This is a genomic window from Brevibacillus brevis (assembly GCF_022026395.1).
Taxonomy (GTDB): domain Bacteria; phylum Bacillota; class Bacilli; order Brevibacillales; family Brevibacillaceae; genus Brevibacillus.
Genome location: NZ_CP041767.1, coordinates 2,511,477 through 2,538,044, shown reverse-complemented (window position 1 = coordinate 2,538,044; position 26,568 = coordinate 2,511,477). Strand labels below are relative to the sequence as shown.

Here is a 26,568-nt window from a genome sequence, read left to right as displayed (position 1 = left end):
AAATACAAAACCTTCCCAAACGATCGGGAAGGTTTGTGCATTTTTTATGAAGTTTAACGCATAAGCTGCGCCCGTTTTGGCAAAACATCGTGACCGACTACTTCTGCGTACGTTTCGCGTCGTACGACTACTTCTGCTTCTCCGTCCTTTACAAATACAACTGCCGGACGAGCAATCCGATTGTAGTTGTTCGCCATGGAATAACCGTATGCACCTGTACTTGGGACTGCGAGAATATCGCCCGCTTGCGCTTCTGGCAGCTTCACATCCCAGATGAGCATATCACCTGACTCACAGCACTTTCCTGCAATGGATACAACTTCTGAGGCAGGTGCATTCATTTTGTTCGCAATCGCTGCTTCGTATTCTGCATCGTATAAAGCTGGTCGCAGATTGTCTGTCATCCCACCATCGACCGCAATATATTTTCGGACATTTGGAATGTTCTTATGCGATCCAATTCGGTACAAGGTTGTCCCTGCATCCCCTACAATACTCCGACCTGGCTCGATCCAAATCTCAGGTAGAGGAATCGCCAGCGCTGTTAGCTCTTGGCGAACGATATCTGTTATGGCTTTGATATACGTTTCCGCTGGTTGCGGTGTATCGCTTTCTACATACCGAATACCAAAGCCTCCTCCTACATTCAAAACTTCCGGGAGGAATCCTAGCTTTTCTTTTGCTTCGCCCAACAGCTCTGTCAATCGTTTGACAGCCACGAGGAAGCCTTCTGTTTCAAATATTTGTGAGCCAATATGGCTATGAACTCCCAATAAATGGAGATGATTGCTTTCATGAGAGAATTGAATCGCCTCAAGAGCCTGGCCGTTTTGCACATCAAAGCCAAACTTGGAGTCGATCTGCCCAGTAGAAATGTATTCATGTGTATGAGCTTCTACACCCGGCGTGACACGCAAGAGTACGGCGACTTTTTCGTTTCGCTCTTCGGCCAATTGAGCCAACATGTGCAACTCATAAAAGTTGTCCACAACAAAACAGCCAATTTTGGCATCAAGGGCCATGATTAACTCATCATGAGATTTGTTGTTGCCATGAAAATGGATGCGCTCTACGGGGAATCCAGCTTGCAGAGCCGTATACAATTCGCCGCCAGATACTACATCGAGTGACAAGCCCTCCTCTTCAACAAGCTTGCACATCGCCAACGTGCAAAATGCTTTGCTCGCATAAGCAACCTGGAACGAAAAACCCGTATTGTGAAACGCATTGACAAATTCTCGGCATTTGGTGCGAATTTGCTGTTCGTCATACACATATAAAGGTGTTCCGTAAGTAGCAGCTAGCTGTGTCGTATCACAGCCTCCGATTTCCAGGTTTCCTTGTTCATTCACTCGACTTGTCCCGTGTAAGTACATGTTCTGTTTCCTCCCCAATTCATTCGCACCGATGATGTATATAGACAACCTTGTATAGAGAAAGGCAACCAACAAGGAGCGTCAGTTGCCATACAGAAACTTTTGTTCGTAAGGCTTCCCTACAATTTACTACAAGGTTGTGCGTTTGACAATGGGTGATCCCATCCGTTTTCAGAATATTATTGCCGAGAGGAATTTTGCGAGCGAACGATACTCGGCCTGTTGTTTTTGCTTGGCACAGCCAGCCGTACCACAATATCCTTCATCCCTTTGTAGTTGAATGGAATGAACGGCCATAAGTAAGGCGTATTCAGCGAACGGGTGGAAGCCAAGAAAATCAGGATGATCGTAATCCCGATCATCAGTCCCGGTGTAGAGAAAAAGCCCACCATAAGTATCAGAAACAAGCGAATAAGTCGATTGGCCAAGCTTAACTCATAGCTGGGAGTCGAATACATCCCAATTGCCGCCACTGCCAAATACAAAATAACCTCAGGTGCAAGGAGTCCTACCTTGATCGCCACGTCCCCGACCAAAATCGCGGCCAATAAACCTACGGCAATCGAGAGCGGCGCAGGCGTATGAATGGCGGCCATTCGCATCAAGTCCAGACCGACCTCAGCGATCACAAATTGTGCCAAAATAGGAATGCTGCCCATCTTTTTAATCCCTAAGAAATGAAGCGGCTCCGGTATCATGGAAGGGTGCATGACCAACAGCAACCAGATCGGCAAAACAAAAACGGAAGCAAAGATTCCCAGAAAACGAACCCAGCGCAGATAAGCACCGATTACCGGTGTTTGTCGATACTCCTCCGCATGTTGTACATGATGAAAATAGGTGGCGGGTGTGATCATGACACTCGGTGAAGTATCCACATAAATCAGTACGTGACCTTCCAATAGATGTACAGCAGCCACATCGGGCCGCTCTGTATATCGGACTAACGGGAAGGGGTTCAACGTTTTTCCAATGATAAATTCCTCGACGGTTTTTTCTGCCATCGGTATCCCGTCAATCTGGATGTTTTGTAGACGCTCCTTCAATGTATGGACCAGCTCTTCATTTGCTACATCGTGCAAGTAGGCAACCGCAACATCTGTCTTAGTACGCTCCCCTATCTGCATGATTTCGAATCGGAGCCGTTCGTCACGAATCCGTCGGCGCGTAAGAACTGTATTGGTTACAAGCACTTCAGTAAAGCCGTCATGGGCGCCGCGGACGATTCTTTCCGTATCGGGCTCCTGCGGTGTGCGATTCGGCAGGATTTTGGCATCGAGGATAATGGCATGGGGAGATCGGTCAATGATCAGTCCTACTTGGCCAACGAGCAATTTATCCATAAACTCGTCAGTGGTTTCTACCTTGCTCAGTTGGTAGAAAGGGATGAATTTATGAAACAAATGGTCGAAAGCATTGTCACCCATATCCCGCTCACGTACATCGTTCAGCTCACGCATGATCTGCGAAATCAGTATGCTTTCTGCGAAGCCGTTTATGTAATACAACAACATTCGTGTATGACCCACATAAAAATCATGAACCCCAATGTCAAAACTCTTACCGACACCAAGTCTGTCGTTCAAATACCTCTGATTCTCTTCAAGATAAGTTGAAATGGGATGACGTTTTTCCGTGACCTGTGCCATGAGCGCCGCTCCTTTCCATTATCCATTGCACCGCTCTCGTTGTGATGGGACAACCGTTTTGCAAACTATCTCTACCTTCCATTTTGCCTATATCTCCAATACCGATGACATTAGGTACATGCAGGGAATTCAAAATATCTACGGTATCTCCATAAATGTGATGCTGAAGTTGCTCGTCTGCGTACCCGTCCTTGTCCACGGCTTCTTCTACAATTTGTCCTTGGTTGTTTACGGAATAAGCGACGGTCGCACCCTTGACCCAATGTGTATTCGAGGCTACTGCAATCGCACCGATTACTTCGATATCAGGATGCTTCACCACGTATTCGAGGGCTCGTTCCCCTCTACCCTTGCCGTAATCTCCATTGTCATCGAACATGACGATAACAGGATCGTATGGCGTCATTTTAATCAGTTCGACCATCTGATTCCCTCGCAGTGGAGTCGGATTCCCGGCAGACAGTGATATGCATCGACCACCAAATTGCTTGGCGACATTCTCGATTACTTTTTGGGCAATATGATCTCCGTCTGTCACCACTATGACTTTCCGGCGTACTGTGTCCATGCTGGGTCACCGCCTTTTCCTGCTTGGACTTACCCTTTGGGTTTAAAAATGAGTGAGGCCAAAAATCCGAATGCGATCGCAGCCGATATACCCGCACTCGTGACCTCAAAAATCCCCGTGGCGACACCAATCAACCCATGTTGTTCGGCCTCGCCGATGGCTCCATGATACAAAGAGTGACCAAAGCTCGTGATCGGTACAGTCGCACCTGCGCCTGCAAAATCGATAAATTTGTCATACACGCCGATAAAATCGAGAAAAACTCCTGCCACGACCAGCGTACTCATGACATGAGCAGGCGTTAGCTTGCCAACATCCAAAAGGAGCTGACCCACTACACAAACCAATCCCCCTACGACAAAAGCAATCAGGTATTCCATTAGCTGCCTCCTTCAAGCGCAACCGCGTGAGCGATGCACGGTATCGAATTTCCCTGCTGAGTGCTTACCGGGCTTAAGAGTGCTCCCGTGGCGCAAACCAACACGTTTTTCAGTAACCCACGGTTGAGCTGATCAATAATGTAGCTATACGTGACCACGGCACTGCTTGCGCAACCGCTTCCTCCTGAAAACACATCCTGATCAGGGGAGTATATCATCAGCCCACAATCATTGTAGACTTGATCCATGTCGTATCCTTCCGTCAACATGAGCTCCTTTAGAATCGGATAGCCGACACCAGCCAAGTCGCCAGTCACGATCAAATCATAGGATTGTGGGGAACGCCCTGTATCTTGAAAATGCGTTTGGATCGTCGATGCAGCTGCTGGCGCCATGGCCGTCCCCATGTCGAACGGGTCTTTAATCCCCATGTCCACTACTTTTCCCATCGTCGCATATGTAATGCGCGGACCATTCCCCCCGATTCCAACCAATCCTGCGCCAGCTCCTGTCACCGTCCACTGGGCACTTGGGGGCTTCTGTCCTCCGTATTCCGTGGGATAACGATACTGCCTCTCCGCTGTGGCATTGTGGCTACTGCAAGCAGCGATCGCCTTGCTCGCATAGCCTGCGTTTACCAGAGCCGCCGCATTTGCCAGTGTGAGCATCGAGGTTGAGCATGCTCCGTACATGCCGAGCAGAGGCATGGCCAGCTTTTCTGCTGTAAAGTTGGTCGTGATGTTCTGGTTCAACAGGTCGCCAGCGAGAATGAGATCCACATCCTTGCCGGTGATGCCCGCCTTTTGCAGCAATGTATTGACCGCATCCTCCATCAGCTGGCGTTCTGCGTCTTCCCACGTCTGTTGGCCTGCATACATATCGTCGTGGATTTTATCAAACAAGTGCGCCAGCGGTCCTTCGCCTTCTTTTGGTCCCACAGCAACTGCCGAGCTTTGCAGACGAACATTTTGATCGAAGTGCCAGGTTTGCCGATTGACTCGTTTCATTGGTTGATTGCTTGACACCGACAGCCCTCCCTTAGAAAAGCATGTTGATCAGGCTCTTTATTATTCCCGCAATGAAAGCAGCAACAACCCCAAATACAATGACCGAACCAGCGAGCTTAAACATATTTCCGCCAACGCCGAGCACTAACCCTTCGCTCCGATGTTCGATGGCAGCAGACGCTATCGAGTTGGCAAAGCCTGTAACAGGCACGGCTGATCCTGCTCCAGCATACTGCCCGATATTGTCATACACACCTAACCCTGTCAGCAAAACGGACAGAAAGATGAGCGTCGCAACAGTCGGATTGCTTGCCGTTTTCTCCGTAAATCCGAAGAAGGTAATATACATATTTTGAATGGCCTGACCCAACAAACATATGGTCCCTCCTACCCAGAAAGCACGAAACGAGTTAAGCAGAACGTTTCGTTTGGGCTGGAACTTCGAAGCCTGCTGTTGATACAGTTGTTTGGTCATCTGCATCGATCCGGGGTTTTTGGATTTTGTTTTGGTTGCCATGCCCTTTCACTCCCTTTGTAAGCTTTCTTCCTATATCCTTCCTTTTTCTAAAGATGCCTATGAATAGTGGTATTTACCATTTCACAGATGGAGCAGCCATTGCAGTAAGGAACCCGTCACTTTTCCCAAAACTACTGCCATCAACAGAAAGAGAAGACTGCCATCCATGTGGATTCGCTTCGCTAATATGGGGAAGACATTCAATACCTCCGTCAGGCCCGCGGCGAGTGTGCCCACAAATATCCCTGCAAATATCCCGTAAATCGAAGATACGAGAACGGGTAAATGAGCACCCCAGTGAAAAAAATCAATAAACGTAAAAAAAAGCGCTCCTGCCACCAAGGCCCATTCCAGGGAGCGGATATATCGATGAGCATTCGTTAATTGTGTCAACCTCGGAATGATGTCCAGAACGGTAATAAACGCGACCAGCCCGCTCCCTACAGCAAGACCTCCACCCAGTCCGATCAAAATAAGCAACAAGCACTTGATGACGCTCATTTCTTCGTCCGTTGGTTTTCCTTGTTTTCATTTTGTATGTAGTATTGATCCAGGCTTTGCTGATACATAAACAATTCCACTTCTAGCGGACTAGGTTCTTCGTTGATTTTTTTCTGGAAGATATGGTTGAAAAACAGAATCATCCCCAAACCGATTCCGATGGAGTAAGGAATTTGCATCCACAAGGGCTGATGGCTCTTTTCACCTGTAATCAAATAATAGATTCGTTCGTGAACCTGCATCATGCTGACATCGGTATGGAAATTCATGATCGCCAATCCAGAGCCAATGAACAGCAGAATCCACACCATCGCCACCAAAATCGGGTTCGATTTCTTTCGTGGATTAAGCACCTCCACAATGATTTGGGGAGCACCCTGGACGTCCAGTTCCACGTCAGGATAGACAGAACGCAGCCTTTTAATTACCTGCATAATATCGATGATGATCAAATTGCCATCCGTTGGCTTTGTCTGATAAATGGGCATCCGCCTTAACGCTTCCTCGCGCTCTCCATCCCAGTAAAGCTGGCAAATGTCTCCAAGTGTAATCATGGCTTGTGGCTGTACAGCCAATCGCTTTCTCAGGAGCAGAAACAACGCGTCTCTCATGGTACCTTCCCCTTCCCTCACATACCTGATTATTCGCTAGTATGTGCCGAGCCACAAAACCCATGCAATTAAACGGAAATGGCCGTTTTTTTCACAAAACAAAACACCCCAGCCACGTAGTGACCGGAGTGTTTGCATCTGTTAATGCTCAATTTGGTCTTTGATCGTTTGCAAAATGCGCTTCTCGAGGCGCGATACCTGGACTTGCGAGATTCCCAGCCTCTCCGCTACTTCCGATTGCGTCTGATCCTTGTAGTAGCGCAGGTAGACAATGAGTTGTTCCCGCTCGGTCAATCGACTGATCGCATCCTTAAGCGCAATCTTTTCAAACCATTTGTTGACTCCTTCATCCGCAATCTGATCGATCAGCGTAATGGGGTCCCCGTCATTTTCAAAAACCGTTTCATGGATGGAAGAAGGTGCCCGATTTGCTTCTTGCGCAAACACGACTTCCTCTGGTGTAATCCCCACCGCGTCCGCAACCTCAGCAATCGTGGGTGCGCGACCGAATTGCTTGTACAGCTCATCCTTTGTTCGTCGTACCTTGTTGGCTGTTTCTTTGAGTGATCGACTCACCTTGACTGTACCGTCATCGCGTAAGAAGCGTTGAATTTCCCCAATAATCATCGGCACAGCATAGGTTGAAAATCGAACATCATAGGAGAGATCAAACTTGTCTACGGCCTTCAAAAGGCCAATACAACCGATCTGAAACAAATCATCCGCTTCGTATCCACGGTTGATAAAGCGCTGAACGACGGACCAGACCAGCCGAATATTGCTGTTGACGAGAAGCTCTCGTGCCTCAGTATCGCCAGATTGGCTTTTGGCGATTAGCTCTTTTACTTGGTCATTGGTCAGAAATGGTTGACTCGCGTTTTTGATATCGGCACCCATAGGCACTACCCCTAATTTTGCAAGGCTTTGGCAAACGCCAGGCGTTTGGTGAGGCGCACAGTTGTTCCCTTACCTACAACCGTTGCCACTTCCAAAGAATCCATGAAATTCTCCATAATCGTAAAGCCCATTCCAGAGCGCTCCAGCTCCGGTTTCGTCGTATAGAGTGGCTGCATGGCCTGCTCTACATCCTCAATTCCTCTTCCATTGTCTTCCACAATCAGATCAATGCTGTCCTCTTGAATTCGCACAGAGATCTGTACCACACCCTCTGGATTTTCGTCATAACCATGAATAATGGCATTCGTAACAGCCTCGGATATTACGGTTTTGATTTCTTCCAGTTCGTCCATCGTAATATCGAGTTGCGAAATGAAGGCTGCAACTGCTACACGTGCGAATGCTTCATTTTGGCTCAATGCTGCAAACGACACTGACATAAAGTTACGCTGTACCATCATTACGCCACCCCCAGAACATGCAAAGCATCCGCTTCGTTTTCGCGAAACTTGATCACCTTGAATAACCCGGACATCTCAAATATTCGATAGATCGTAGGATTGATCGAGCAGACGTACATTTCTCCAGATCGGGCAGAGATCTGCTTGTATCTTCCCAAAATAACCCCGATACCAGAGCTGTCCATAAACGTCAAATCAGCCAGACTCAGCACAATATGACGTATAGTAGAGGTACGCAAAAGATCATCTGCCTTCTTGCGCAACTCCTCTGCCGTATGATGATCCAGCTCACCTTGCAAACGGATCACTAGCACGTCCTGCCGTGTCTCCATCGCAACTCGTAAACTCATAGCTGCCACACTCCTTCTCCCTTGATAGAAACTCTCTTTCTTCTTCAGCGAAACCAATTCCTGCCAGCCGACAAAAGAACAAAAAAATCGAGCAGCCGCGCCATTCCATTCGGGGCAACTCGATTCTTTTCGCGCTCATGCTGTCTGTTAGTAGCTAATCAAAATGCTCTTGGTGGTTCGCTTGAGAATCTCCCACATGTTGGCTTTATCTACCTGATCTTCCGGGAACAGATCGACTCGATTTACTTCCTTGCCATCTTTCGTCCGGATGAAAATGTGGCCGATTACTTGGTCCTTTGCTATCGGTGCGTGAACAGTCTCATTGATGACAATTTCCTTCTGGAATGTATCGGCCGATTCTCCTTTTTTCATCAACAAACTCACTGCATGTGGTGTTACCGCATTGATTTGCGGTTTCTGTCCTTTATCCACTACGAGTGCACGCACAGGTTCTCCCTTTTTGTACATCGGCGTCACCTGAAAGTGTGTGAATGCGTAATTGAACATAGTCGATACTTCATTATTGCGTGTCTTTACATCAGGCTCGCCCATGACGACTGCAATGACACGCATGTTGTTGCGTTTGGCAGTCGCTGTTAAACAGTATTTCGCTTCGCCTGTGTACCCAGTTTTCAAACCGTCCACCCCTTCATAAAAACGCACCAGCTTGTTCGTATTCACAAGCCAGAAGGGGGTCTCTGTATCTTTTCGCAAGTAGTCCTGGTACGTACCGGTGAACTTCGTGATGCCTTCGTGCTTTAAGAGCTCGCGTGACATGATCGCAATGTCCGCTGCCGAAGAGTAGTGATTCGCGGCAGGAAGTCCATTAGAGTTAACAAAATGCGTATTTTTCATGCCGAGCTGCTGAGCGCGTTCATTCATTCGCGCGACAAAACTCTCTTCTGTCCCAGCCAAGTGCTCAGCCATCGCTACAGAGGCATCATTCCCTGAGGCAATCGCAATCCCTTTCATCATGTCCTCTACCGTCATTTCTTCACCGGGCTGAAGAAAAATTTGCGACCCGCCCATTGATGCTGCTCTTTCACTTGTTCGAACCTTATCGGTAAGCTTAAGCTCTCCCCGCTCCACCGCTTCCATGATCAAAAGCATGGTCATAACTTTGGTGATACTGGCGGGTGGCATTTTTTCATTGGCGTTCTTTTCATACAAGACTGTTCCCGTATCCGCTTCAATCATCACTGCGGATGAAGCTTGTGGGGCAAAATGATTGTCACTCTTTTGCTGTCCAGCCTTTTCTTTGGCAATCGCCATCGGAGAAAAGATGGTAAAGCACATAACGAAGCATAGAGCGAGGTATCCATTCCGTTTCATAGCAGTCTCTTCCCTCCATTCATGGTTTTATTCTCACCATCATGAAAGGAAAATATTCACACAAAAACAGCAAGATTATCTTCTCGAAAGACCATCCGGTTTCACAAAAAAATCCCTTCCGCTACTAGCAGAAGGGATACTTTCTTAAATGACGAAGCGGCTCACATTTTGCGTTAACTCGTCCGCCATTTTTTTCAATTGCTCTACGTTTTCATTAATGCGTGCAATCGAATTCAATTGTTCATCCACTGTCTCTACCACACCTGAGATGGATTCACTAATTTCATCCGACATGGTGGCAAGGCGTTGCATGGAGTTCGTCACAACCTGATTACCCGCCGCCATTTCTTCTGAGGTCGCCGTCATCGATTCGCTCTGCTCTGCAGCCGATTGAATCTCTGCCACGATATTTTGGAAAGCAGTACCCACAGACTCTACAGACTGCAAGCCTCCACTCACCATGGTAACGATCTCGTCCATATGCTTGCTCATATCCATTGCCTCATCATTGATCGAATGGGCAATGGCAGCTATACGCTCAGAGAAGGAGCTGCTTTCCTCTGCAAGCTTGCGAACCTCGCTGGCGACAACCGAGAAGCCTCGTCCAGCATCTCCAGCACGTGCAGCCTCAATGGCGGCATTCAGCGCCAACAAATTCGTCTGCGACGCAATACTCGTAATCATTTCGACGATGCTCGTAATTTCACGAGCCCGCTCACGAAGACTGTGCATTTGCCCAGCAGTACGTTCTACTTCGCTAGTGGCACGTCTTACCGTATTGATTACGTTTTCTACTAACTCCATTCCGCCTTGCGCTCTCTCAAACGTACGAGTCGTGGCAACCGATGTAGATTCAGCAGCCACCGCCACTTGTTCAACGCCTTCCGATATTTCCGAGACGGTATTCGCCGTTGCTTGCACTTCATTCGTCTGCGTAGAAACGCGATGGGCAATCGTCGAAATATTATCCGTAATAACGTTAATGGCTCCTTTGTTTTCTTGCGCAAACAGAGTCAACTCATCTGTCGCTACGTTCAGTTGTGTTGCTTGTCCCTGTACAAGGGCAATCAGCTTGCGAAGTTCAGCTGCCATCTCATTCATTTTGCGGCCAACCATAGCCAGCTCGTCATTGCCATTTACTTTTACGTTGATATTAAAATGTCCGGCGCCGATCTGATCCATATCTCGGGCGATCGCGAACAGGGATAGTCGAATCCGCTTCGCAAACCACCAGATTGCCCAAACCGAGAGTCCGATGATTGGCAAGCTGAAGAGCACGAAGTACAGCCACATTCCGTCTACTTCACCATATACCTCGTCAGTTCCCGTTGATAAAACGACATTCCATTTCAACATGGGAATCGGTGCAAAAGCTGCAAATGAATCAATGCCATGGTCAGAGTACAGCAAGCTGTTGCTTGTCTCTTGCTTCATCAGGGAAAGCATCTCTTCGTAATCTTTGTCACCAGCCAACACGAGCTTGTTGTTGTTATTCGGATTTTGATGGGCGACAACCAAACCGTCTTGTCGAACGACGAAAGCGTAGCCATTCTCCATGAAAGAGATCTCAGGAATTTTTTGAATCATTTGGTCAATCGTAAAACCAACAACGAACAATCGGCTCGTATCATCGGCCTTTTCCCCTATGGGTGTCGCAATATAAAGAAAACTCTTGTTGCTGCCCTCAACGATTTCTTCATCAGAAATAACCAAGGATTTCGTAGTTAGTGCTCTCTGGAAGTATTGCTTTTGCTTGAAGTCAATCTCATTTGTACCTGTCAAGGAATACAGAGATTTTCCGCTAGCCGTGTCAATCAAATAGATTCGGGATACTTCTTTATGTGCCTGGCGCAATAGAGTAAACTGCTCCATGATAAGCGGCTGCAGCTCTGTCATCATCACACGCTTGCTTGCCGCCGATTTCGTCGAGTTCACAATCGCTTTCAGGTCATCTTCCATGCTATTCGCATGCTGGTCAGCCAGCATTTTTGCTTGATTAGAGGTAATGCTAAACAGCGTTGATTTCGAGAAGGAAAGGGCTATGTATTGCAAAGAACCGATAATAATAAGTACGAGAATTAGACCAAACACAATCATCTTTGTAGCAAGAGAGCCTTTTAGCTTTTCCGTTGCTACTTGGCTAGTCAGATTCACTTTTTTTAAGAGATTCGATATTCCCTCCTTCTTTTTCCATCGTGGCGACAAAAATTTGCTCATGCTACTTGCCCCCTTTATCACTGCTACCATTTTCCAGTGCAAGAATTCCGAAAAAATACCCCTGAAAAAACTGCCTCTGGGTACAATACCCATTTTTTTCAGAGGTAAAACCTCCCTTATGAAGGGAAACGAGTTCCGGGCTGCACGAGTAGCCTCGGAACTCGCTATTTGCAATTGATTTAGTTATACAGATGACAAGCCGCGAAATGTCCTGGCTCTACTTCTTTCCACACAGGTACGGATGCAGCGCATTCCGGCATTGCTTTCGGGCAACGGGTACGGAAATGGCAACCGCTTGGTGGGTTCATCGGGCTAGGTACATCGCCTTGCAATACAATGCGCTCACGGTTACGCTCAATCTCTGGGTCTGGGATCGGAATCGCAGACAACAGCGCTTGCGTATACGGATGGAGCGGCTTTTCATACAAAGCATCACTTTCTGCCAGCTCAACCATTTTACCCAAGTACATAACCGCTACTCGGTCGGAAATGTATTTTACCATGGACAAGTCATGGGCAATGAACATGTAGGTCAAACCCATTTTTTCTTGCAGCTGTTCGAGCAGGTTTACAACCTGTGCTTGTACGGATACGTCCAAAGCAGAGATCGGCTCGTCACACACGATGAATTTTGGCTCTACTGCCAATGCACGGGCAATTCCGATACGTTGGCGCTGACCACCTGAAAACTCGTGTGGGAAGCGGTTCATATGCTCAGGATTCAAGCTCACCAAGGAAAGGAGCTCCTGAATGCGCTCTTTGCGCTTCTGACCAGTCGCCAGACCATGAATATCCAACGCCTCGCCGATGATATCCCCGACTGTCATACGCGGATTCAAGGATGCGTAAGGATCTTGGAAAATCATTTGCATGTTACGGCGCATTGCCTTCATTTCCTGCTGGTTCAGGTTCATGATGCTCTTGCCTTCAAACAGGACGTCCCCTTCAGTCGCATCGTACAGTCTCAAGATGGTACGACCGGCAGTGGACTTCCCACAGCCTGACTCTCCTACTACGCCCAATGTTTCTCCACGTTTGATCTCAAACGAGATATCATTTACAGCTTTCAGAGTATTATCGCCAATGGAAAAGAATTTCTTTAGATTGCGTACTTCAATCAAATTTTCACGTTTATCCACTGATATCCCTCCTTCTACGCACGGTTCTGAGCAAGCGGATGCTGAAGCCAACAAGCTGCTCGCTGAGTTGTGCTGATGTCGTTCAGCTCAGGATCGATCTCTTGGCACACACGCATCGCTGATTCGCAACGCGCAGTGAATCCACAGCCAACTGGCGGACGCAGAAGGTCTGGCGGCGTACCAAAAATCGGTGTCAGTGGCTCGTCACGGTTCAAGTCAAGACGTGGTACCGAGCGAAGCAGGCCTTTGGTGTAAGGGTGTTGCGGATTGTAGAAAATATCGTCAACTGTTCCTGTCTCGATCACTTTTCCTGCGTACATAACGATTACGCGGTCACACATCTCAGCAACTACACCAAGGTCATGTGTGATCAAGATAATGGAAGTGCCTGTTTTCTTTTGCAATTCTTTCATCAGGTCCAAAATTTGCGCCTGAATCGTTACGTCCAAAGCTGTCGTCGGTTCATCCGCGATCAACAGCTTCGGTGAACAGGCGAGTGCGATTGCGATCATTGCACGTTGACGCATACCGCCGGAGAACTCGTGTGGATATTGCTCCACACGTTTCTCAGGTTGCGGAATACCAACCATGGTCAATAGCTCAATGGCACGATCACGTGCTGCTGCTTTCGACATGTTTTGGTGCTTGATCAAGCCCTCGGTAATTTGGCTGCCGATGGTCATTGTTGGGTTCAAGGAAGTCATTGGATCTTGGAAGATCATCCCGATATCTTTACCGCGGATCGATTCCATTTCTTTTTTGGACTTCTTGACGATATCCTCTCCATTGAAGAGAATTTGTCCCTTTTTAATTTCACCTGGAGGCATAGGAATCAGCTTCATGAGGGTTTGAGCGGTTACGGATTTACCGCAACCGGACTCCCCTACAATCGCTACAGCCTCTCCGCGGTTGACGTGAAAATTCACACCGCGGACTGCTTTTACTTCACCTGCATACGTATGGAAGGATACGTGCAGGTCTTTTACATCAAGAATGCGTTCCATAACGACTATCCCTCCTATTTACGCAGGCGTGGGTCTACTGCATCGCGCAGACCGTCACCGAACAAGTTAAATGCCAAGATGGTCACGGAAATGAAGATTGCCGGGAATGTCAAACGCCATGGATAGTACTTCATGGCCGGCAAGCCCTCATTGGACATCGTTCCCCACGATGCAATCGGTGCCGAAACCCCTAGTCCGATAAAGGACAAGAAGGATTCTGCGAAAATCGCGGACGGTACAGTCAAGCTCAGCGTTACGATGATTGGACCCAAAGCATTAGGAATCAAGTGTTTGAAGATCAGACGGTTGGCGTCAGCACCAAGGGAGCGTGCAGCAAGTACAAACTCTTGGTTTTTCAATTGAAGGATCTGACCACGCACAATCCGGGCCATACCGATCCATCCCGTTATCGTTAAGGCAATAATAATCGTTCCGACACCAGGCTCTAACACTACCATCAACAAAATAACAACCAGCAGGTAAGGAATCGCAAACAGGATGTCCGCAATACGCATCATCATTTCATCTACTCTACCGCCATAGAAACCTGCGATACCACCCCAGATCACACCAATGATCAGGTCAATGAACGCTGCCGCAAGACCTACTTGCAGAGAGATACGTGCACCGTACCAAATACGCTCAAATACGTCACGACCTAGGTCATCTGTGCCAAACCAGTGTTCAGCAGACGGCTTTTTGTTCTTGCCAGCCAGATCCGTCGTAAAATAATCTTGTGGAGTTAGCCATGGGACCACAATGGCACATACGATTAACGCAGCAATGAAGATCATAGAAATCATTGCGACTTTATTCATTTTCAAACGACGCCAAACGTCAGACCAAAAAGAGAGACTTGGGCGCTTAATTGCTTCAGCTTGACGAAGGTCAACGGAAATTGGCTCGAAATGTTCTTTAGTCAAGTTTTGCACGTGTCATTACTCCTTTCCTGCGTCCGAAAGTTTGATCCGTGGATCTACCAAGGTGTATGCGATGTCAACAATCAGAATCATCACAACCAGGATAATGGAGTAGAACACGGTCGTACCCATGATTACTGTATAGTCACGGTTTGTAATAGACAAAACGAATTCGCGACCAAGACCAGGAACACCGAAAATACGTTCAATAACGAATGCACCTGTCAAAATACCAGCAATCAGTGGACCCAGGTAAGTAACAACTGGCAAGAGCGCATTACGGATAGCGTGTTTTACTGTAATAGTAAAAGTGTGCAACCCTTTTGCTTTTGCTGTTTTAATGTAATCTTGACCCATAACTTCAATCATATTGGAACGCGTCAAACGCGCGATAAATGCCATCGGTGATGCGGCGAGTGCCAATGATGGAAGGATGGTGTATTCGAATCCTTCCCATTTCGCGATTGGAAACCAGCCCAAATTAATAGCGAAAATGTATTGGTAAAAGGACGCCAAAATAAAACTTGGTACCGATAATCCCAAAACGGCGATAACCATTGCAGAATAGTCTTGCCATCTATTGTGGTTTAACGCTGCGATAACCCCTAACGTAATTCCACCAAAGATAGCGAGCAATAAAGCTTGTGCTCCTAAGTGAGCAGAAACAGGGAAACCACGATTAATCATGTCGTTAACATTCGAAGATTTCTCCGTAAACGACGGACCGAGATCCCATGTGACTACACCTTTCAAATATTCAAAGTATTGTTCATGCAACGGCAGGTTCAGCTTGTACTTTGCCTCTAGTGCTGCCTTAATTTCCGGCGGGACCTGCTTCTCGGATGTAAATGGACCACCTGGTACTGCTTTCATGATGAAGAAGGTGGCCGTTACAATTAAGAAGAGCGAGATGAGCATAAAAATGATGCGCTTACCGAGATAACGGATCAACTAACTTACCCCCTTGGTAGATTTTTGATTGCTTTCACGTCCCATGTTTACACTGCGGAACGCTGCCGACACAGTGTAAAAATCGGCTGTGTAAATAACCCTTAGATCTCTTGCAGTAAAGCTTCTCTCTCTATTTTCTCTTTGCTGGCAATCATGTCAGCTGAAATTTATGGGAAGGGCTTGCATAGCAGAGGGTATATGTGCAACCATATACCCTCTGCTGCAAATCCCGTTTCCTTCGTTATGAAATTACTCGATGTATGCGCCTTTCCAATCCACGTCACCCAGACCCGTTTGGTGAACACCTTTCACCTCTGGTTTCTGAACCCAAGATTGTGTGTACCAGTAAATTGGCATGATTGGCATTTCATCCATCAGGATTTGCTCGGCATCTGCCAAAATTTTCTTACGTTTCTCGAGGTCGGATTCCTTTGCAGATTGGTTCAACAACTCTTTATATTTTGCATTTTCCCAACGCGTATCGTTGTTCCCACCCATTTTATCTTTGAAGAGTTCCAGGAAATTGATTGGGTCATTGAAGTCACCCAGCCAACCCATCCGTCCAATCTGGAATTTACCCTCATGCATATCTTCGAGGTAAACTTTCCATTCTTTATTCTCGAGTTTCACTTCTACGCCGAGATTTTTCTTCCATTGGTCTTGGATGGCCTCCGCAATCTTCTTGTGAGCCTCAGATGTATTGTAGGACAAGACAATCGGTGGAAGCTTGCTCATACCTGCTTCTTTCAGTCCCTCTTCCAAGAGCTTTTTCGCATTTTCTACATCATTGTCTTTGAAATAGCCATTTGGATTCAGCACCATGGATGGAGGAACAGCGCCAATTGCCGGGATTTGACCCGTTTGGAGAATGTTGTCGATCAAGGCTTGTCGATCGATCGAGTAGGCAAATGCTTTCCTTACTTTTATGTTATTAAATGGCGGCTTTTCGGTATTGAACTTGTACCAGTAAGTACCCGCGATTGGATTGGTTTGAATTTTTCCTTGCTCTTTCAATGCAGGAATCGCATCTGTTGGCAAAGCGCTCATAGGTGCGCCAGCCCAATCGATTTCGCCATTTTCGAACATGGAGAGCTCTGTATTTTCGTCTTCTACCATGGAGAATTCGATTTTCTCAAGCTTTACATTGTCTTTATCCCAGTAATTTTCGTTCTTCACGAGCACCATCTTGCTCTTGTGCTCCCAAGATTCGATTTTGAAAGGTCCATTCCCGACGTGCGAACTTGCTTCGCCTGCCCACTTCGGATTTGCTTCAATTACTTTTTTGTTAACTGGGAAGTAGGTACGGAATGCGAGCAGTTCCAGGAAGTAAGGAGTCGGATTCTCCAGCTTCACTTCCAGCGTCTTATCGTCTAGTGCCTTCACGCCTACTTCATCAAGCTTTGCTTCGCCCTTGTTTGCTTTTTCGCCATTCTTCACGTAGTACAGCTGATATGCGTAGTTGGAAGCTGTTTTTGGATCGAGAGCACGCTTCCAAGCATACTCAAAGTCATGTGCTGTTACTGGGTCACCATTGCTCCATTTCGCGTCTCTGATTTTAAATGTGTAAGTGAGCTTATCATCAGAGACGGTGTAGCTCTCAGCGGCAGCTTCATGCGGCTTATCGTCAGTCCCAATGCGGGTCAAACCATCAAAGGTTGCCAAGATAATCGCGCCTGAAGTCGTGTCCTCTGCGAGCCCAGGATCAGTTGTAGGTGGCTCCGAGTGCAGGTTCATCTTTAAAACTTGTGGCTTCTTCTCAGCAGCTGGTGTTGCAGGCTGTGAAGGTGCTGGTGTACCTCCTGCCGGTGGAGTGGCAGTTTGTTGTCCTCCTCCGCACCCTGCTAGGGCGGTTCCTAAAACAGCAATCGAGCTCACAAGTGCAAACACATTCTTTTTCAACGCAATAACCCCCAGTACGTTTTTCTTTTTTGTCTTTTTTCTGAAAATAAAGGACGAAAAAAAATGAAAACTACACGAAGCTGCTTGACTTCGGCTGGAAGGCATCAACCCCTTTCATTGCAGGGTCACCTCGTCGTCTTGAACGAAAGAGAAGGTGTCTTTGTACTGCTTCAGTTCCAGTGAAACGTCCGCAGCTGCTATGCCTTCAATTTGAGAGAGTCGTTCATTGACAAAGGTGATCAGCTCATCATTACTATGGAAACACGCTTGGATGATCAAGTCGTGCTTACCGCTATAAGCGCCTACAAAGCGTACTGCAGAAAATTTGCTCAATTTCTCTGCCACTTCTTTCTGCAAACCTAGCTTTGTGGTTAACCCGATGATAGCCTGCACATGTAATCCTAATTTCTCTGGATCGGGTTGTATTACGAATTGGAATACTCCGTCTTGCAAAAGTCGAGTGATGCGCGATCGAATCGTTCCTTCGCTCACGCCTAGTTGATGGGCGATTTCTGTATATGGGATACGCCCATCTTCATGGAGGATTTGCAGAATCTGTCTATCGACATGGTCCAGCTTTTTCATAAATACGATTTTCTGGGAACCTCCATCATTTTTTTACGAATTTCGCAATAATCTTTTACAAACAGTCTAATACAATAAAAGTAATCGGAAATGATAGCGGTGTCAACGAAATTTGACAAGTAGAATAATAAAACTTTATAAAGTCAATCCGAACAGTAAAATATATTTTATATAACAAAAAACGAGTTATATCTTTCTATTGAATATGAAAAACTAGATTTAATCAACAATATTTTTTCGAGAAACTGTATTTTTACTCATAAAACAAGGCGTGCTCAAGTGCTGTGCACGCCTTGTTTTATTTGATTGATCAACTAATACCTGGACATTCTATACTTCGATAATTTTATAAATCAACGGTTGTTCTCCATCGATTGCTGTCGAAATTTGGAAGGCGCCTTCCATCTCTTTTAACGCATTTTGCAAAAGATGGTCTTCGTTAGCATGGATGGTGGCCAAAACTTCTCCAGCCTTCACCTGATCCCCGCGTTTTTTGTGCAGGACAAGACCTACTGCCAAGTCAATTGGCATTTCTTTTGTCAATCTGCCAGCACCCAAGACAACAGAAGCATGACCGATCGCTTCCGCATCAATCGCGCTTACAAAGCCGTCCTGCTCGGCTGTTACCGTATGAATGATCTTTGCTTGCGGCAGACGAGACAAATCATAGACGTCCTGCTTATTGCCGCCTTGAGCCTCTACCATTTCCGCCAGTTTATCCACTGCTTTTCCGGAAGCCATCAGGTCTTCAAGCTTCTTGCGCCCTTCTTCCACATCAGTAACAAGGCCACCCATAACAAGCATGCGCGAACCAATAGCCAATACCAGCTCGGTCAAATCGCGTGGCCCTTTACCTGCAAGTGTCTCCACCGCTTCTTTCACTTCCAGTGCATTGCCCACAGCAAAGCCAAGCGGCTGGTTCATATCGCTGATAACCGCCACCGTTTTACGTCCTACTTGGCTGCCGATTGCAACCATCGCATTTGCTAATGTTTCTGCCTCTTCAATGCTTTTCATGAAAGCGCCCTTCCCTACTTTTACATCAAGCAGGATGGCATCTGCCCCAGCAGCAATCTTCTTGGACATAATGGAGCTTGCAATCAATGGCACAGCCTCTACAGTAGCTGTCACGTCACGCAGAGCATACAGCTTCTTATCTGCAGGTGTCAGGTTGCCGGACTGCCCGATTACAGACACGCCAATATCACGCACCTGCTGCAAAAATTGCTCGCGTGTGCGTTCTACTTCAAAACCTGCGAAGGATTCCAGCTTGTCAATGGTGCCTCCTGAGTATCCAAGGCCTCTTCCAGACATTTTTGCCACAGGAATACCTGCTGCCGCTACCAATGGCGCAACAACAAGAGTAGTCTTGTCCCCTACTCCGCCTGTACTGTGCTTGTCTACTTTAATTCCTTGCAGAGAAGACAGGTCAAGCTGTTCGCCTGACCCTGCCATTGCCAAGGTTAGATCTCCCGTCTCTCTCGCAGTCATGCCACGGAAAAAGACTGCCATTGCCCACGCGGACATTTGGTAGTCAGGAATACTTCCATCTGTATAGCCTGTCACCAGAAATTGAATCTCTTCTGTTGTCAGTTCTCCGCCATCACGTTTTTTGGCGATCATATCGACCATACGCATTGTTAATCCCTCCGAATCCGTTACTTACATTTTGGCTACGATACCGTTCACCAGAGCCAGGAATTGCGATTTTACCTTCTCTGTTGTTTCCATAACTTCATCATGGGACAGAGGTTGCTCCAAAATACCTGCAGCCATGTTGCTAATGCACGAAATACCGAGCACCTTCACACCCATGTGTCGTGCCACGATTACTTCTGGTACGGTTGACATCCCTACAGCATCCCCGCCCAACAGACGAAGCATACGGATTTCAGCAGGAGTTTCATAGGTTGGTCCTAGTAGACCTGCGTATACACCTTCACGAAGCTGGATTCCTTGCTCGGACGCAACTTCATGGGCGAGCTTGCGGAGCTGTTTGGAATAAGCCTCAGACATATCCGGGAAACGCGCTCCCAATTGTTCATCGTTTGCACCAATCAACGGATTGCGGAACGTCATGTTGATGTGATCGGAAATCAGCATGAGGTCGCCTGGATTGTAGCCTTCGTTAATTCCGCCAGCCGCATTGGTCACAATAATCGTTTCTACGCCGAGCAACTTCATGACACGGATTGGGAAAACAACGGCATCCAGACCATGTCCCTCATAAAAGTGGAAACGACCTTGCATCGCAACGACTTGTTTGCCTTGCAGCTTACCAATCACGAGTTGTCCTTTGTGCCCAACAACAGTGGACACTGTGAATCCAGGAATTTCATGATAAGGTATGATCACTGGATTTTCGATTTCATCTGCCAATACACCCAGCCCTGATCCAAGCACGAGACCAATGGTTGGTTTTTCTGTCAATTTCGGTTCGATATATGCTACTGCATCATGGAAATTTGCCAATTTAACTCTCTCCTTTTTTGTGTTTCTTCTATTATATAAATGTTTATTTTTACTTTACCTTTATAAATGATTAAGGAAGCTCTCCCCAATTGCCGGAGCAGTCACCCCAAAATTGTCTGCGATGGTCGCACCCAAGTCCGCAAATGTTTCGCGGATGCCCAAATGTTGGCCAGCTTGAATACCCTTGTGATAGACAAGCAACGGAACATATTCTCTGGTATGGTCGCTGCCATGATGTACTGGATCGTTTCCGTGATCTGCCGTGATTACCAACAAATCATTATCTTGTAGCGCTTCCAAAAGCTCTGGAATACGAGCGTCGAACTCCATCAGTGCCCGCCCATACCCTTCTGGATCACGGCGATGACCGAACTTCGCATCGAAGTCCACAAGATTGACAAAGGAAAGGCCCGTAAACGATTGTTTCATCGTACCCAGAATTTGATCCACACCATCCATGTTATCTTTGGTACGGATAGATTGAGTAACGCCTTCTTCCGCGTAAATGTCGCTGATTTTGCCAATGGCAATAGAAGCAAGGCCAGCATCTTGCAAACGATTCATGACTGTCGGAGCAAATGGCTTCACGGAATAATCGTGACGATTTGCTGTACGGCTAAAATTGCCTGGCTGTCCAACAAATGGACGCGCAATGACACGAGTTACGGCGAACTCATCACGAAGCGTCAACTCACGAGCTACCTCGCAAATATGGTACAGCTCTTCAAGCGGAACAATCTCTTCGTGTGCTGCCACCTGAAATACACTGTCCGCAGATGTATAGACAATCACTGCACCCGTATTCATATGCTCTTCGCCAAGCTCGTCGAGAATGTCTGTCCCAGAAGCGACTTTGTTCCCGAGTACCTTACGACCAATACGTTGCTCAAATTCCGAGATTAACTCTTGAGGAAATCCGTCTGGATACGTGTTAAACGGAGTGGACACATGCAGACCCATGATCTCCCAATGGCCCGTCGTCGTATCTTTCCCCATAGAGATTTCCTGCATTTTTCCATAATGGGCCATAGGAGTTGCAACTGGCGCAACGTTTTGGAGTGGTGCTATATTTCCCAAACCCAATTTTTGCAAGTTAGGCAATGAAAATCCCGCAACTCGTTCCGCAATATGGCCTAAGGTGTTCGCTCCTGCATCATTGAACTTAGGCGCATCAGGTTGTTCGCCAATCCCTACGCTGTCCATTACGATCAAAAAAACTCGTGAATACTGCATCTTAACGCCTCCTGTTTACCAGTCATTCATTTCTCTCATCAAGTCGTCAGACGTCTGACCTGATTCAGAAAATTTTTCTCCGCCCGACAATCAGGCGGAGACGATCGTTTTTTCATACTCATGCTCGCGGATGCGTCTTGGCATAGATGTCCTTAATCCGCGTTCTGGTCACATGTGTGTAAATCTGGGTGGTTGAAATATCAGCATGCCCAAGCATCTCTTGAACAGAGCGCAAATCGGCTCCATTTTCCAGTAAGTGAGTGGCAAAAGAGTGGCGAAGCGTATGGGGTGTAATCTCAGCACGGATGTTTGATTTTTGGGCATATCGTTTAATAATTTTCCAAAAACCTTGCCGTGTAATTTGTTTGCCCAAGTGATTCAGAAATAATGCAGTATCGCCAGTTCCTTTTACCAGCTTGGGGCGCCCTGCCTGCAAATAGTGGCGAACCATTTGAATGGCAACCGAGCCTAACGGAATGATTCGCTCTTTTGATCCTTTTCCCAAGCATTTGACAAAGCCCATATCCAGATTCACATCAGCACTATCCAGATTAACTAACTCCGAGACACGAATGCCTGTCGCGTATAAAAGCTCAAGCATCGCTTTGTCCCGCAGCCCGGCAGGATGATTGACAGGAGGACTTTCCAAAAGACGTTCCACTTCCTCAACAGAGAGCACTTTGGGTAAGCGTTTCTCGATCTTCGGTGTTTCTAGATGAATGGATGGATCTTTATCTATGTATTTATCCCGAATGAGAAACTGATAAAACGCTCGTATCGATGCCATATTGCGAGAAAGCGTTGCTGTAGCACGTCCTTTTTCCCGTAAAACAAGCAAGTACCCAATGATGTGCGTCCGAGTAGAATCCTCTATTCGAGCGACACCTTGCTCTTGTAAATACGAGGTAAAGGCCACCATATCCCGTTGATAGGATTCCAGGGTATTTCTCGCTAACCCTTTCTCCACAGTCAGGAAATGAATAAACTGATCAATCAGACTGTCCATGAAGCTGTCCCCTTCAGCTGATAAGTATCTTGTATTGCTTTCCACAAAGAAAAAGAAACTCCTGCTTCTCCAGATAAAAAACACAAACTTGCATTTACTCTCCCGTTAAAAAAAAGAGCTGAAGTCGTGCGACATATCCGTCAAAATCCTGTGCCTGAGAGGTATTGATGACTTTTACTACCTTCACCGCATTTCCATGTGGTTCATGATAAGGGTTTGCCGGGAGAAATTTGTCCGCCAGCAAGGTAATGATGCCGTAGGAGAGCAAGGTACAAGTAATGAATAGAAGCAAGAAACGCAGACCCTCCATCACGCGACGATAAGAGACTTTCATCCGTAAGCCTCCTTACAGACTTTCTTTCATCTATATGCACTTGTCCCTTGCTCCATTCGATTCATCCTCTCTTAGGATTCCACAGGAATAGGTCTGCCATTACAAAAGCTCCCAGGAAAAAAGAAAAACTTCTCCGTTCCCAGAGAAGTCGACTTTATTTGAAGTCCTCCACGTTCACTTTATCTACACAACGATTGCAGATCCCGTAGAAGGTCAATCGGTGGTCGGTAATATAAAAGTTGTAAACATTCTTGACTTTTTCTTCTGCTGTGACAAGCAGATCTTCAAAAATTTCATCCACCGTACCACAATTGAGGCAAATAAGGTGATGATGGTGATAGGCAGCATTATCATCACGGAGATCGTAACGAGCTACGCCATCGCCAAAATTCATTTTATGAAGGATCTTTAGTTCGCTCAACAGCTCTAATGTCCTGTATACGGTAGCAAGCCCGATTTCCGGTGCTTTATCCTTCACCAGCAAGTAAACATCTTCCGCACTCAAGTGATCTTCTTCATTCTCCAACAACACGCGAACAGTGGCTTCACGCTGTGGTGTCAGCTTGTAGTTCTGTGAATGCAACTGCTGCTTAATTTTCTCTAATTTTTCTTCCAACATTAATGCCCCTCCCCGCTCGCATGAAACCTGTTCCTATTATAGTAGAGGGGCATCGAATAAGTCAAATGCATAAGTTCTTACCTGAGAATTATTCTTAATTAAGTACGAGCTGCATTAACCTAGGGGAAATGAAGGTTTCAAACAAGGCTGCAATCGTCAATACCGCCAGCATGCTAAGCACGAGGACGGTATAGCCCATAAAGTGCGGCATGATAACATCTCTTTTGCTCAGCACTCTCGTACGTATGAGTCGAAGTGAAAACGATATTCCGCTGACGCCTACAATAAAAAGGGCAGGGACGACTAATAAATTTTGTGGGAGAACACCCACCATGGCAAATGTTACGCCTTGCCATTGGAGCTGGCTCACCAAAAAACCGACGGTGAAACCGACCACGACTCCTTTTAAGAAGAGCATCAACAAAATCATCGGCAACCCAATGATGGATAACCCTAGTACCCACATGATTGCAGTGGTCTTGGCATAATGACCAAATGCCTGCTGAAAATGGGCACTGGTCTCAGGGATTCCATCACTGCCAAGACTGTTGAAAAAATATTGCAGAAAACCGTATAGCTCCTGCTTCTGTGACAATGGCAGTGAATTGACGAGGACGGCTCCGAAAATAATGCCCATCGTAAACAGGACGATCGTGAACCAGTAGAGTGACTGATGTTCTCTCGCATAGGATTGGATAGTTTGTCCGACTCGTGAACGCACACTTCGTCGCCTCCCGCTTGGCTGATTACTGTACAGCTTATGCGGACGATTTCTCCCCTATGACAATCTACATCGGGACGATCTTTCCGTAGGTACCGGCGCCGCCCTTTTGGACAGAGAGTTTTCCCTCTCGTGCTTGTACAATAAGTGAAGCGATTTTCTCTCCGACAACATGGGAGAGCTCTTCTTCGTTCACGCGATGCAGCACGTTCATCTGTGTACCAAACGACCGATACAGCTTGTCCAATAATTTGGGACCAATTCCCGGAATGAATTCCAACGGGATTTGCTCGATATAAGGAGGACGAAACGCCGGATGCTGGCCGACCTCAACATCCGCTAGCTGATCAATGCGCGCTGCAACCCCTCGCACAATTCGTTGGAAGCCGCATTCCGGACATTTGCCTGAGGCATCCGCCGCGAGTAGAGACTGACAACCTTGGCACGCCGTCTGGTGATACTTGCCTAGCTCGGGATGCAGACCGTAATTCATATGAACCCCTCTTCCACCGATGCGCTTGATCGCTTTCACCCACTCTGCGAAGGAACGCTCTTGCATATATATCGCTTGATATTCCCGGCCTATCTTCGCCAGAGAATGGGCATCTGAGTTCGTGAGAAAGGTTTTGTCATGTAGCTCGGATATGCGGTCCGCCATATTGGTATTCGCACTCAAGCCCAGCTCAACCGCATAGATGAGCGAAGGATCAAACACTTCAGCCATTGAATCCGTACAGCTCCCGTACAACCCTTTATGCGGTGTAAAAATATGTGCCGGGATCAAAAGACCCTGTAATTGCTGGACACAAGCTTGCAATTCCTTAAGTGATGTGTAGATACGCTGAGAGCTCAATTGAACATTTTTGCAGCGTTCTGACAGCCATGCGGTAAATCGCTTCATTTCTTGCAGCTTCGGCAGATAAACGAGAAAGTGAGCTGCACCGCGTTCTGGCTCTTTGATTTCTACTTCGCACCCCAAGATTAACAACGTATCTTTGTAGGAAATTCCTCCATACTCCTGTTCAGTCGCTACTCCCTTTTCCAACAGATCTACCAGCTCATCCTGAACCTCAGGCGAATGTGCATCGATTATCCCGATGACATCCATCCCTTTTTTATCGGAGGCCTCCTCCAAAATTTTTGTGAGAGTCATTTGGCGTGAAGCCGTTATTTTCACAGGTTTACCTGTCCACGTACCACCGATGTGAATATGCATGTCGCAAAAATAGGTAGGAAGCATGGGTCTATCCACGCTCACGCAGCATTTTGTTTTCCCACGCAAACAATGCCACGACCGTCTTGGCATCTCGAATTTCTCCACTTTGATGCAGGGCATGCGCTTCTTCCAGTGTCACTTCCAGCACATCAACGAACTCATCCTCGTCCGGCTTGCTCTCTCCTTTTTTCAAACCAGTGGCTACAAAAACATGTAAAATTTCATCTGCAAAGCCCGGCGATGTGTAAAAAGAGCTAAGCGGTGTGTACTGACTCGCAACGTAACCCGTCTCTTCCTCCAGCTCACGCATTGCACATGCAAGCGGCTCTTCCCCTGGCTCCAGTTTTCCTGCTGGAATCTCCACGATCGTACGCTCCAACGGCTTGCGGAACTGTCGAACCACCACCATTTTGTTATCATCAGTGATCGGCAATACGGCAACCGCCCCTTGATGATTTACGATTTCTCGCTTGGCTGTGTTGCCATTGGGCAGAAGAACTTCATCTACCTTAACCTTGATAATTCTCCCGTCATAAATCGGCTGACTCGAAATGGTTTTTTCATATAAGTGTTCATATTTATTCACGGTCATCATCATCCTTT

28 protein-coding genes are annotated in these 26,568 nt (G+C 46.9%); all 28 read right to left on the bottom strand.

From position 1 onward, the window contains the following. Positions 1-53 precede the first annotated feature (53 nt). Complete coding sequence (lysA, locus tag FO446_RS12545) at positions 54-1,376, bottom strand: diaminopimelate decarboxylase (protein WP_173609557.1); 1,323 nt, start codon at positions 1,374-1,376, stop codon at positions 54-56. A 179-nt stretch (positions 1,377-1,555) separates the two neighbouring features. Further along, the gene (locus FO446_RS12540; RefSeq protein WP_173609558.1) at positions 1,556-3,025 is read right to left on the bottom strand and encodes a spore germination protein; all 1,470 of its coding nucleotides are present in this window, start codon (positions 3,023-3,025) and stop codon (positions 1,556-1,558) included. After that, complete coding sequence (locus FO446_RS12535; RefSeq protein ID WP_173609559.1) at positions 2,979-3,593, bottom strand: stage V sporulation protein SpoVABEA; 615 nt, start codon at positions 3,591-3,593, stop codon at positions 2,979-2,981. The genes FO446_RS12540 and FO446_RS12535 overlap by 47 nt, the downstream gene beginning before the upstream one ends. Positions 3,594-3,622: 29 nt before the next feature. Continuing rightward, complete coding sequence (gene spoVAE, locus FO446_RS12530) at positions 3,623-3,973, bottom strand: stage V sporulation protein AE (protein WP_173609560.1); 351 nt, start codon at positions 3,971-3,973, stop codon at positions 3,623-3,625. Next, positions 3,973-4,998, bottom strand: a complete 1,026-nt coding sequence (gene spoVAD, locus FO446_RS12525; protein ID WP_237900770.1) for a stage V sporulation protein AD — start codon at positions 4,996-4,998, stop codon at positions 3,973-3,975. Before spoVAD ends, spoVAE begins: the two co-directional genes overlap by 1 nt. A gap of 13 nt (positions 4,999-5,011) precedes the next feature. After that, positions 5,012-5,497: a stage V sporulation protein AC gene (gene spoVAC / locus FO446_RS12520; protein ID WP_172137891.1), complete on the bottom strand. Its 486-nt coding sequence runs from the start codon at positions 5,495-5,497 to the stop codon at positions 5,012-5,014. Between the two features lie 81 nt (positions 5,498-5,578). After that, on the bottom strand, positions 5,579-5,998 hold the full coding sequence (locus FO446_RS12515; protein ID WP_173609562.1) for a stage V sporulation protein AB: 420 nt from the start codon (positions 5,996-5,998) through the stop codon (positions 5,579-5,581). Further along, positions 5,995-6,609 carry a stage V sporulation protein AA gene (locus FO446_RS12510; RefSeq protein ID WP_237900769.1) on the bottom strand — a complete coding sequence of 205 codons (615 nt, stop codon included), beginning with the start codon at positions 6,607-6,609 and terminating at the stop codon, positions 5,995-5,997. Before FO446_RS12510 ends, FO446_RS12515 begins: the two co-directional genes overlap by 4 nt. A gap of 141 nt (positions 6,610-6,750) precedes the next feature. Next, complete coding sequence (gene sigF, locus FO446_RS12505) at positions 6,751-7,506, bottom strand: RNA polymerase sporulation sigma factor SigF (protein WP_221867132.1); 756 nt, start codon at positions 7,504-7,506, stop codon at positions 6,751-6,753. 11 nt (positions 7,507-7,517) lie between these two features. Next, the gene (gene spoIIAB / locus FO446_RS12500) at positions 7,518-7,967 is read right to left on the bottom strand and encodes an anti-sigma F factor (RefSeq protein ID WP_007724107.1); all 450 of its coding nucleotides are present in this window, start codon (positions 7,965-7,967) and stop codon (positions 7,518-7,520) included. Further along, positions 7,967-8,317 carry an anti-sigma F factor antagonist gene (gene spoIIAA, locus FO446_RS12495; protein ID WP_007724108.1) on the bottom strand — a complete coding sequence of 117 codons (351 nt, stop codon included), beginning with the start codon at positions 8,315-8,317 and terminating at the stop codon, positions 7,967-7,969. Before spoIIAA ends, spoIIAB begins: the two co-directional genes overlap by 1 nt. A 147-nt stretch (positions 8,318-8,464) precedes the next feature. Further along, on the bottom strand, positions 8,465-9,649 hold the full coding sequence (locus FO446_RS12490) for a D-alanyl-D-alanine carboxypeptidase family protein (protein WP_173609565.1): 1,185 nt from the start codon (positions 9,647-9,649) through the stop codon (positions 8,465-8,467). 144 nt (positions 9,650-9,793) lie between these two features. Next, complete coding sequence (locus tag FO446_RS12485) at positions 9,794-11,866, bottom strand: methyl-accepting chemotaxis protein (RefSeq protein ID WP_173609566.1); 2,073 nt, start codon at positions 11,864-11,866, stop codon at positions 9,794-9,796. Positions 11,867-12,045: 179 nt separating this feature from the next. Next, a complete protein-coding gene (locus FO446_RS12480; protein WP_007720691.1) occupies positions 12,046-13,005 on the bottom strand; it encodes an ABC transporter ATP-binding protein in 960 nt (319 codons plus the stop codon). A gap of 14 nt (positions 13,006-13,019) precedes the next feature. Continuing rightward, a complete protein-coding gene (locus FO446_RS12475) occupies positions 13,020-14,009 on the bottom strand; it encodes an ABC transporter ATP-binding protein (protein ID WP_012686081.1) in 990 nt (329 codons plus the stop codon). A gap of 14 nt (positions 14,010-14,023) precedes the next feature. Beyond that, the gene (locus FO446_RS12470) at positions 14,024-14,941 is read right to left on the bottom strand and encodes an ABC transporter permease (protein WP_173609567.1); all 918 of its coding nucleotides are present in this window, start codon (positions 14,939-14,941) and stop codon (positions 14,024-14,026) included. Positions 14,942-14,947: 6 nt separating this feature from the next. Further along, positions 14,948-15,880 carry an ABC transporter permease gene (locus tag FO446_RS12465; RefSeq protein WP_173609568.1) on the bottom strand — a complete coding sequence of 311 codons (933 nt, stop codon included), beginning with the start codon at positions 15,878-15,880 and terminating at the stop codon, positions 14,948-14,950. A 249-nt stretch (positions 15,881-16,129) separates the two neighbouring features. After that, complete coding sequence (locus tag FO446_RS12460) at positions 16,130-17,779, bottom strand: peptide ABC transporter substrate-binding protein (RefSeq protein WP_173609569.1); 1,650 nt, start codon at positions 17,777-17,779, stop codon at positions 16,130-16,132. A 114-nt stretch (positions 17,780-17,893) separates the two neighbouring features. Next, positions 17,894-18,364 (bottom strand): Lrp/AsnC family transcriptional regulator, encoded by a 471-nt coding sequence (locus FO446_RS12455; RefSeq protein WP_012686077.1) that lies wholly within the window; start codon positions 18,362-18,364, stop codon positions 17,894-17,896. A gap of 330 nt (positions 18,365-18,694) precedes the next feature. Then, complete coding sequence (locus tag FO446_RS12450; protein ID WP_173609570.1) at positions 18,695-20,002, bottom strand: pyrimidine-nucleoside phosphorylase; 1,308 nt, start codon at positions 20,000-20,002, stop codon at positions 18,695-18,697. Positions 20,003-20,026: 24 nt separating this feature from the next. Further along, complete coding sequence (locus FO446_RS12445; RefSeq protein WP_056492641.1) at positions 20,027-20,836, bottom strand: purine-nucleoside phosphorylase; 810 nt, start codon at positions 20,834-20,836, stop codon at positions 20,027-20,029. A 60-nt stretch (positions 20,837-20,896) separates the two neighbouring features. Further along, complete coding sequence (gene deoB, locus FO446_RS12440; protein WP_237900767.1) at positions 20,897-22,069, bottom strand: phosphopentomutase; 1,173 nt, start codon at positions 22,067-22,069, stop codon at positions 20,897-20,899. A 118-nt stretch (positions 22,070-22,187) separates the two neighbouring features. Next, positions 22,188-23,075, bottom strand: coding sequence for a site-specific tyrosine recombinase XerD (gene xerD, locus FO446_RS12435; RefSeq protein ID WP_173609572.1), 888 nt, complete (start codon positions 23,073-23,075; stop codon positions 22,188-22,190). 94 nt (positions 23,076-23,169) lie between these two features. After that, the gene (locus tag FO446_RS12430) at positions 23,170-23,409 is read right to left on the bottom strand and encodes a YqzK family protein (protein WP_173609573.1); all 240 of its coding nucleotides are present in this window, start codon (positions 23,407-23,409) and stop codon (positions 23,170-23,172) included. A 154-nt stretch (positions 23,410-23,563) separates the two neighbouring features. Further along, positions 23,564-24,028: a ferric iron uptake transcriptional regulator gene (locus FO446_RS12425; protein ID WP_007720739.1), complete on the bottom strand. Its 465-nt coding sequence runs from the start codon at positions 24,026-24,028 to the stop codon at positions 23,564-23,566. A gap of 94 nt (positions 24,029-24,122) precedes the next feature. After that, on the bottom strand, positions 24,123-24,749 hold the full coding sequence (gene spoIIM, locus FO446_RS12420; protein ID WP_173609574.1) for a stage II sporulation protein M: 627 nt from the start codon (positions 24,747-24,749) through the stop codon (positions 24,123-24,125). Positions 24,750-24,816: 67 nt separating this feature from the next. Continuing rightward, positions 24,817-25,989: an endonuclease Q family protein gene (locus FO446_RS12415; RefSeq protein ID WP_237900766.1), complete on the bottom strand. Its 1,173-nt coding sequence runs from the start codon at positions 25,987-25,989 to the stop codon at positions 24,817-24,819. A 4-nt stretch (positions 25,990-25,993) separates the two neighbouring features. Further along, entirely contained in the window at positions 25,994-26,551 is a 558-nt protein-coding gene (locus tag FO446_RS12410) for an NUDIX domain-containing protein (RefSeq protein WP_330873250.1), read from the bottom strand. Between the last annotated feature and the right edge of the window lie 17 nt (positions 26,552-26,568).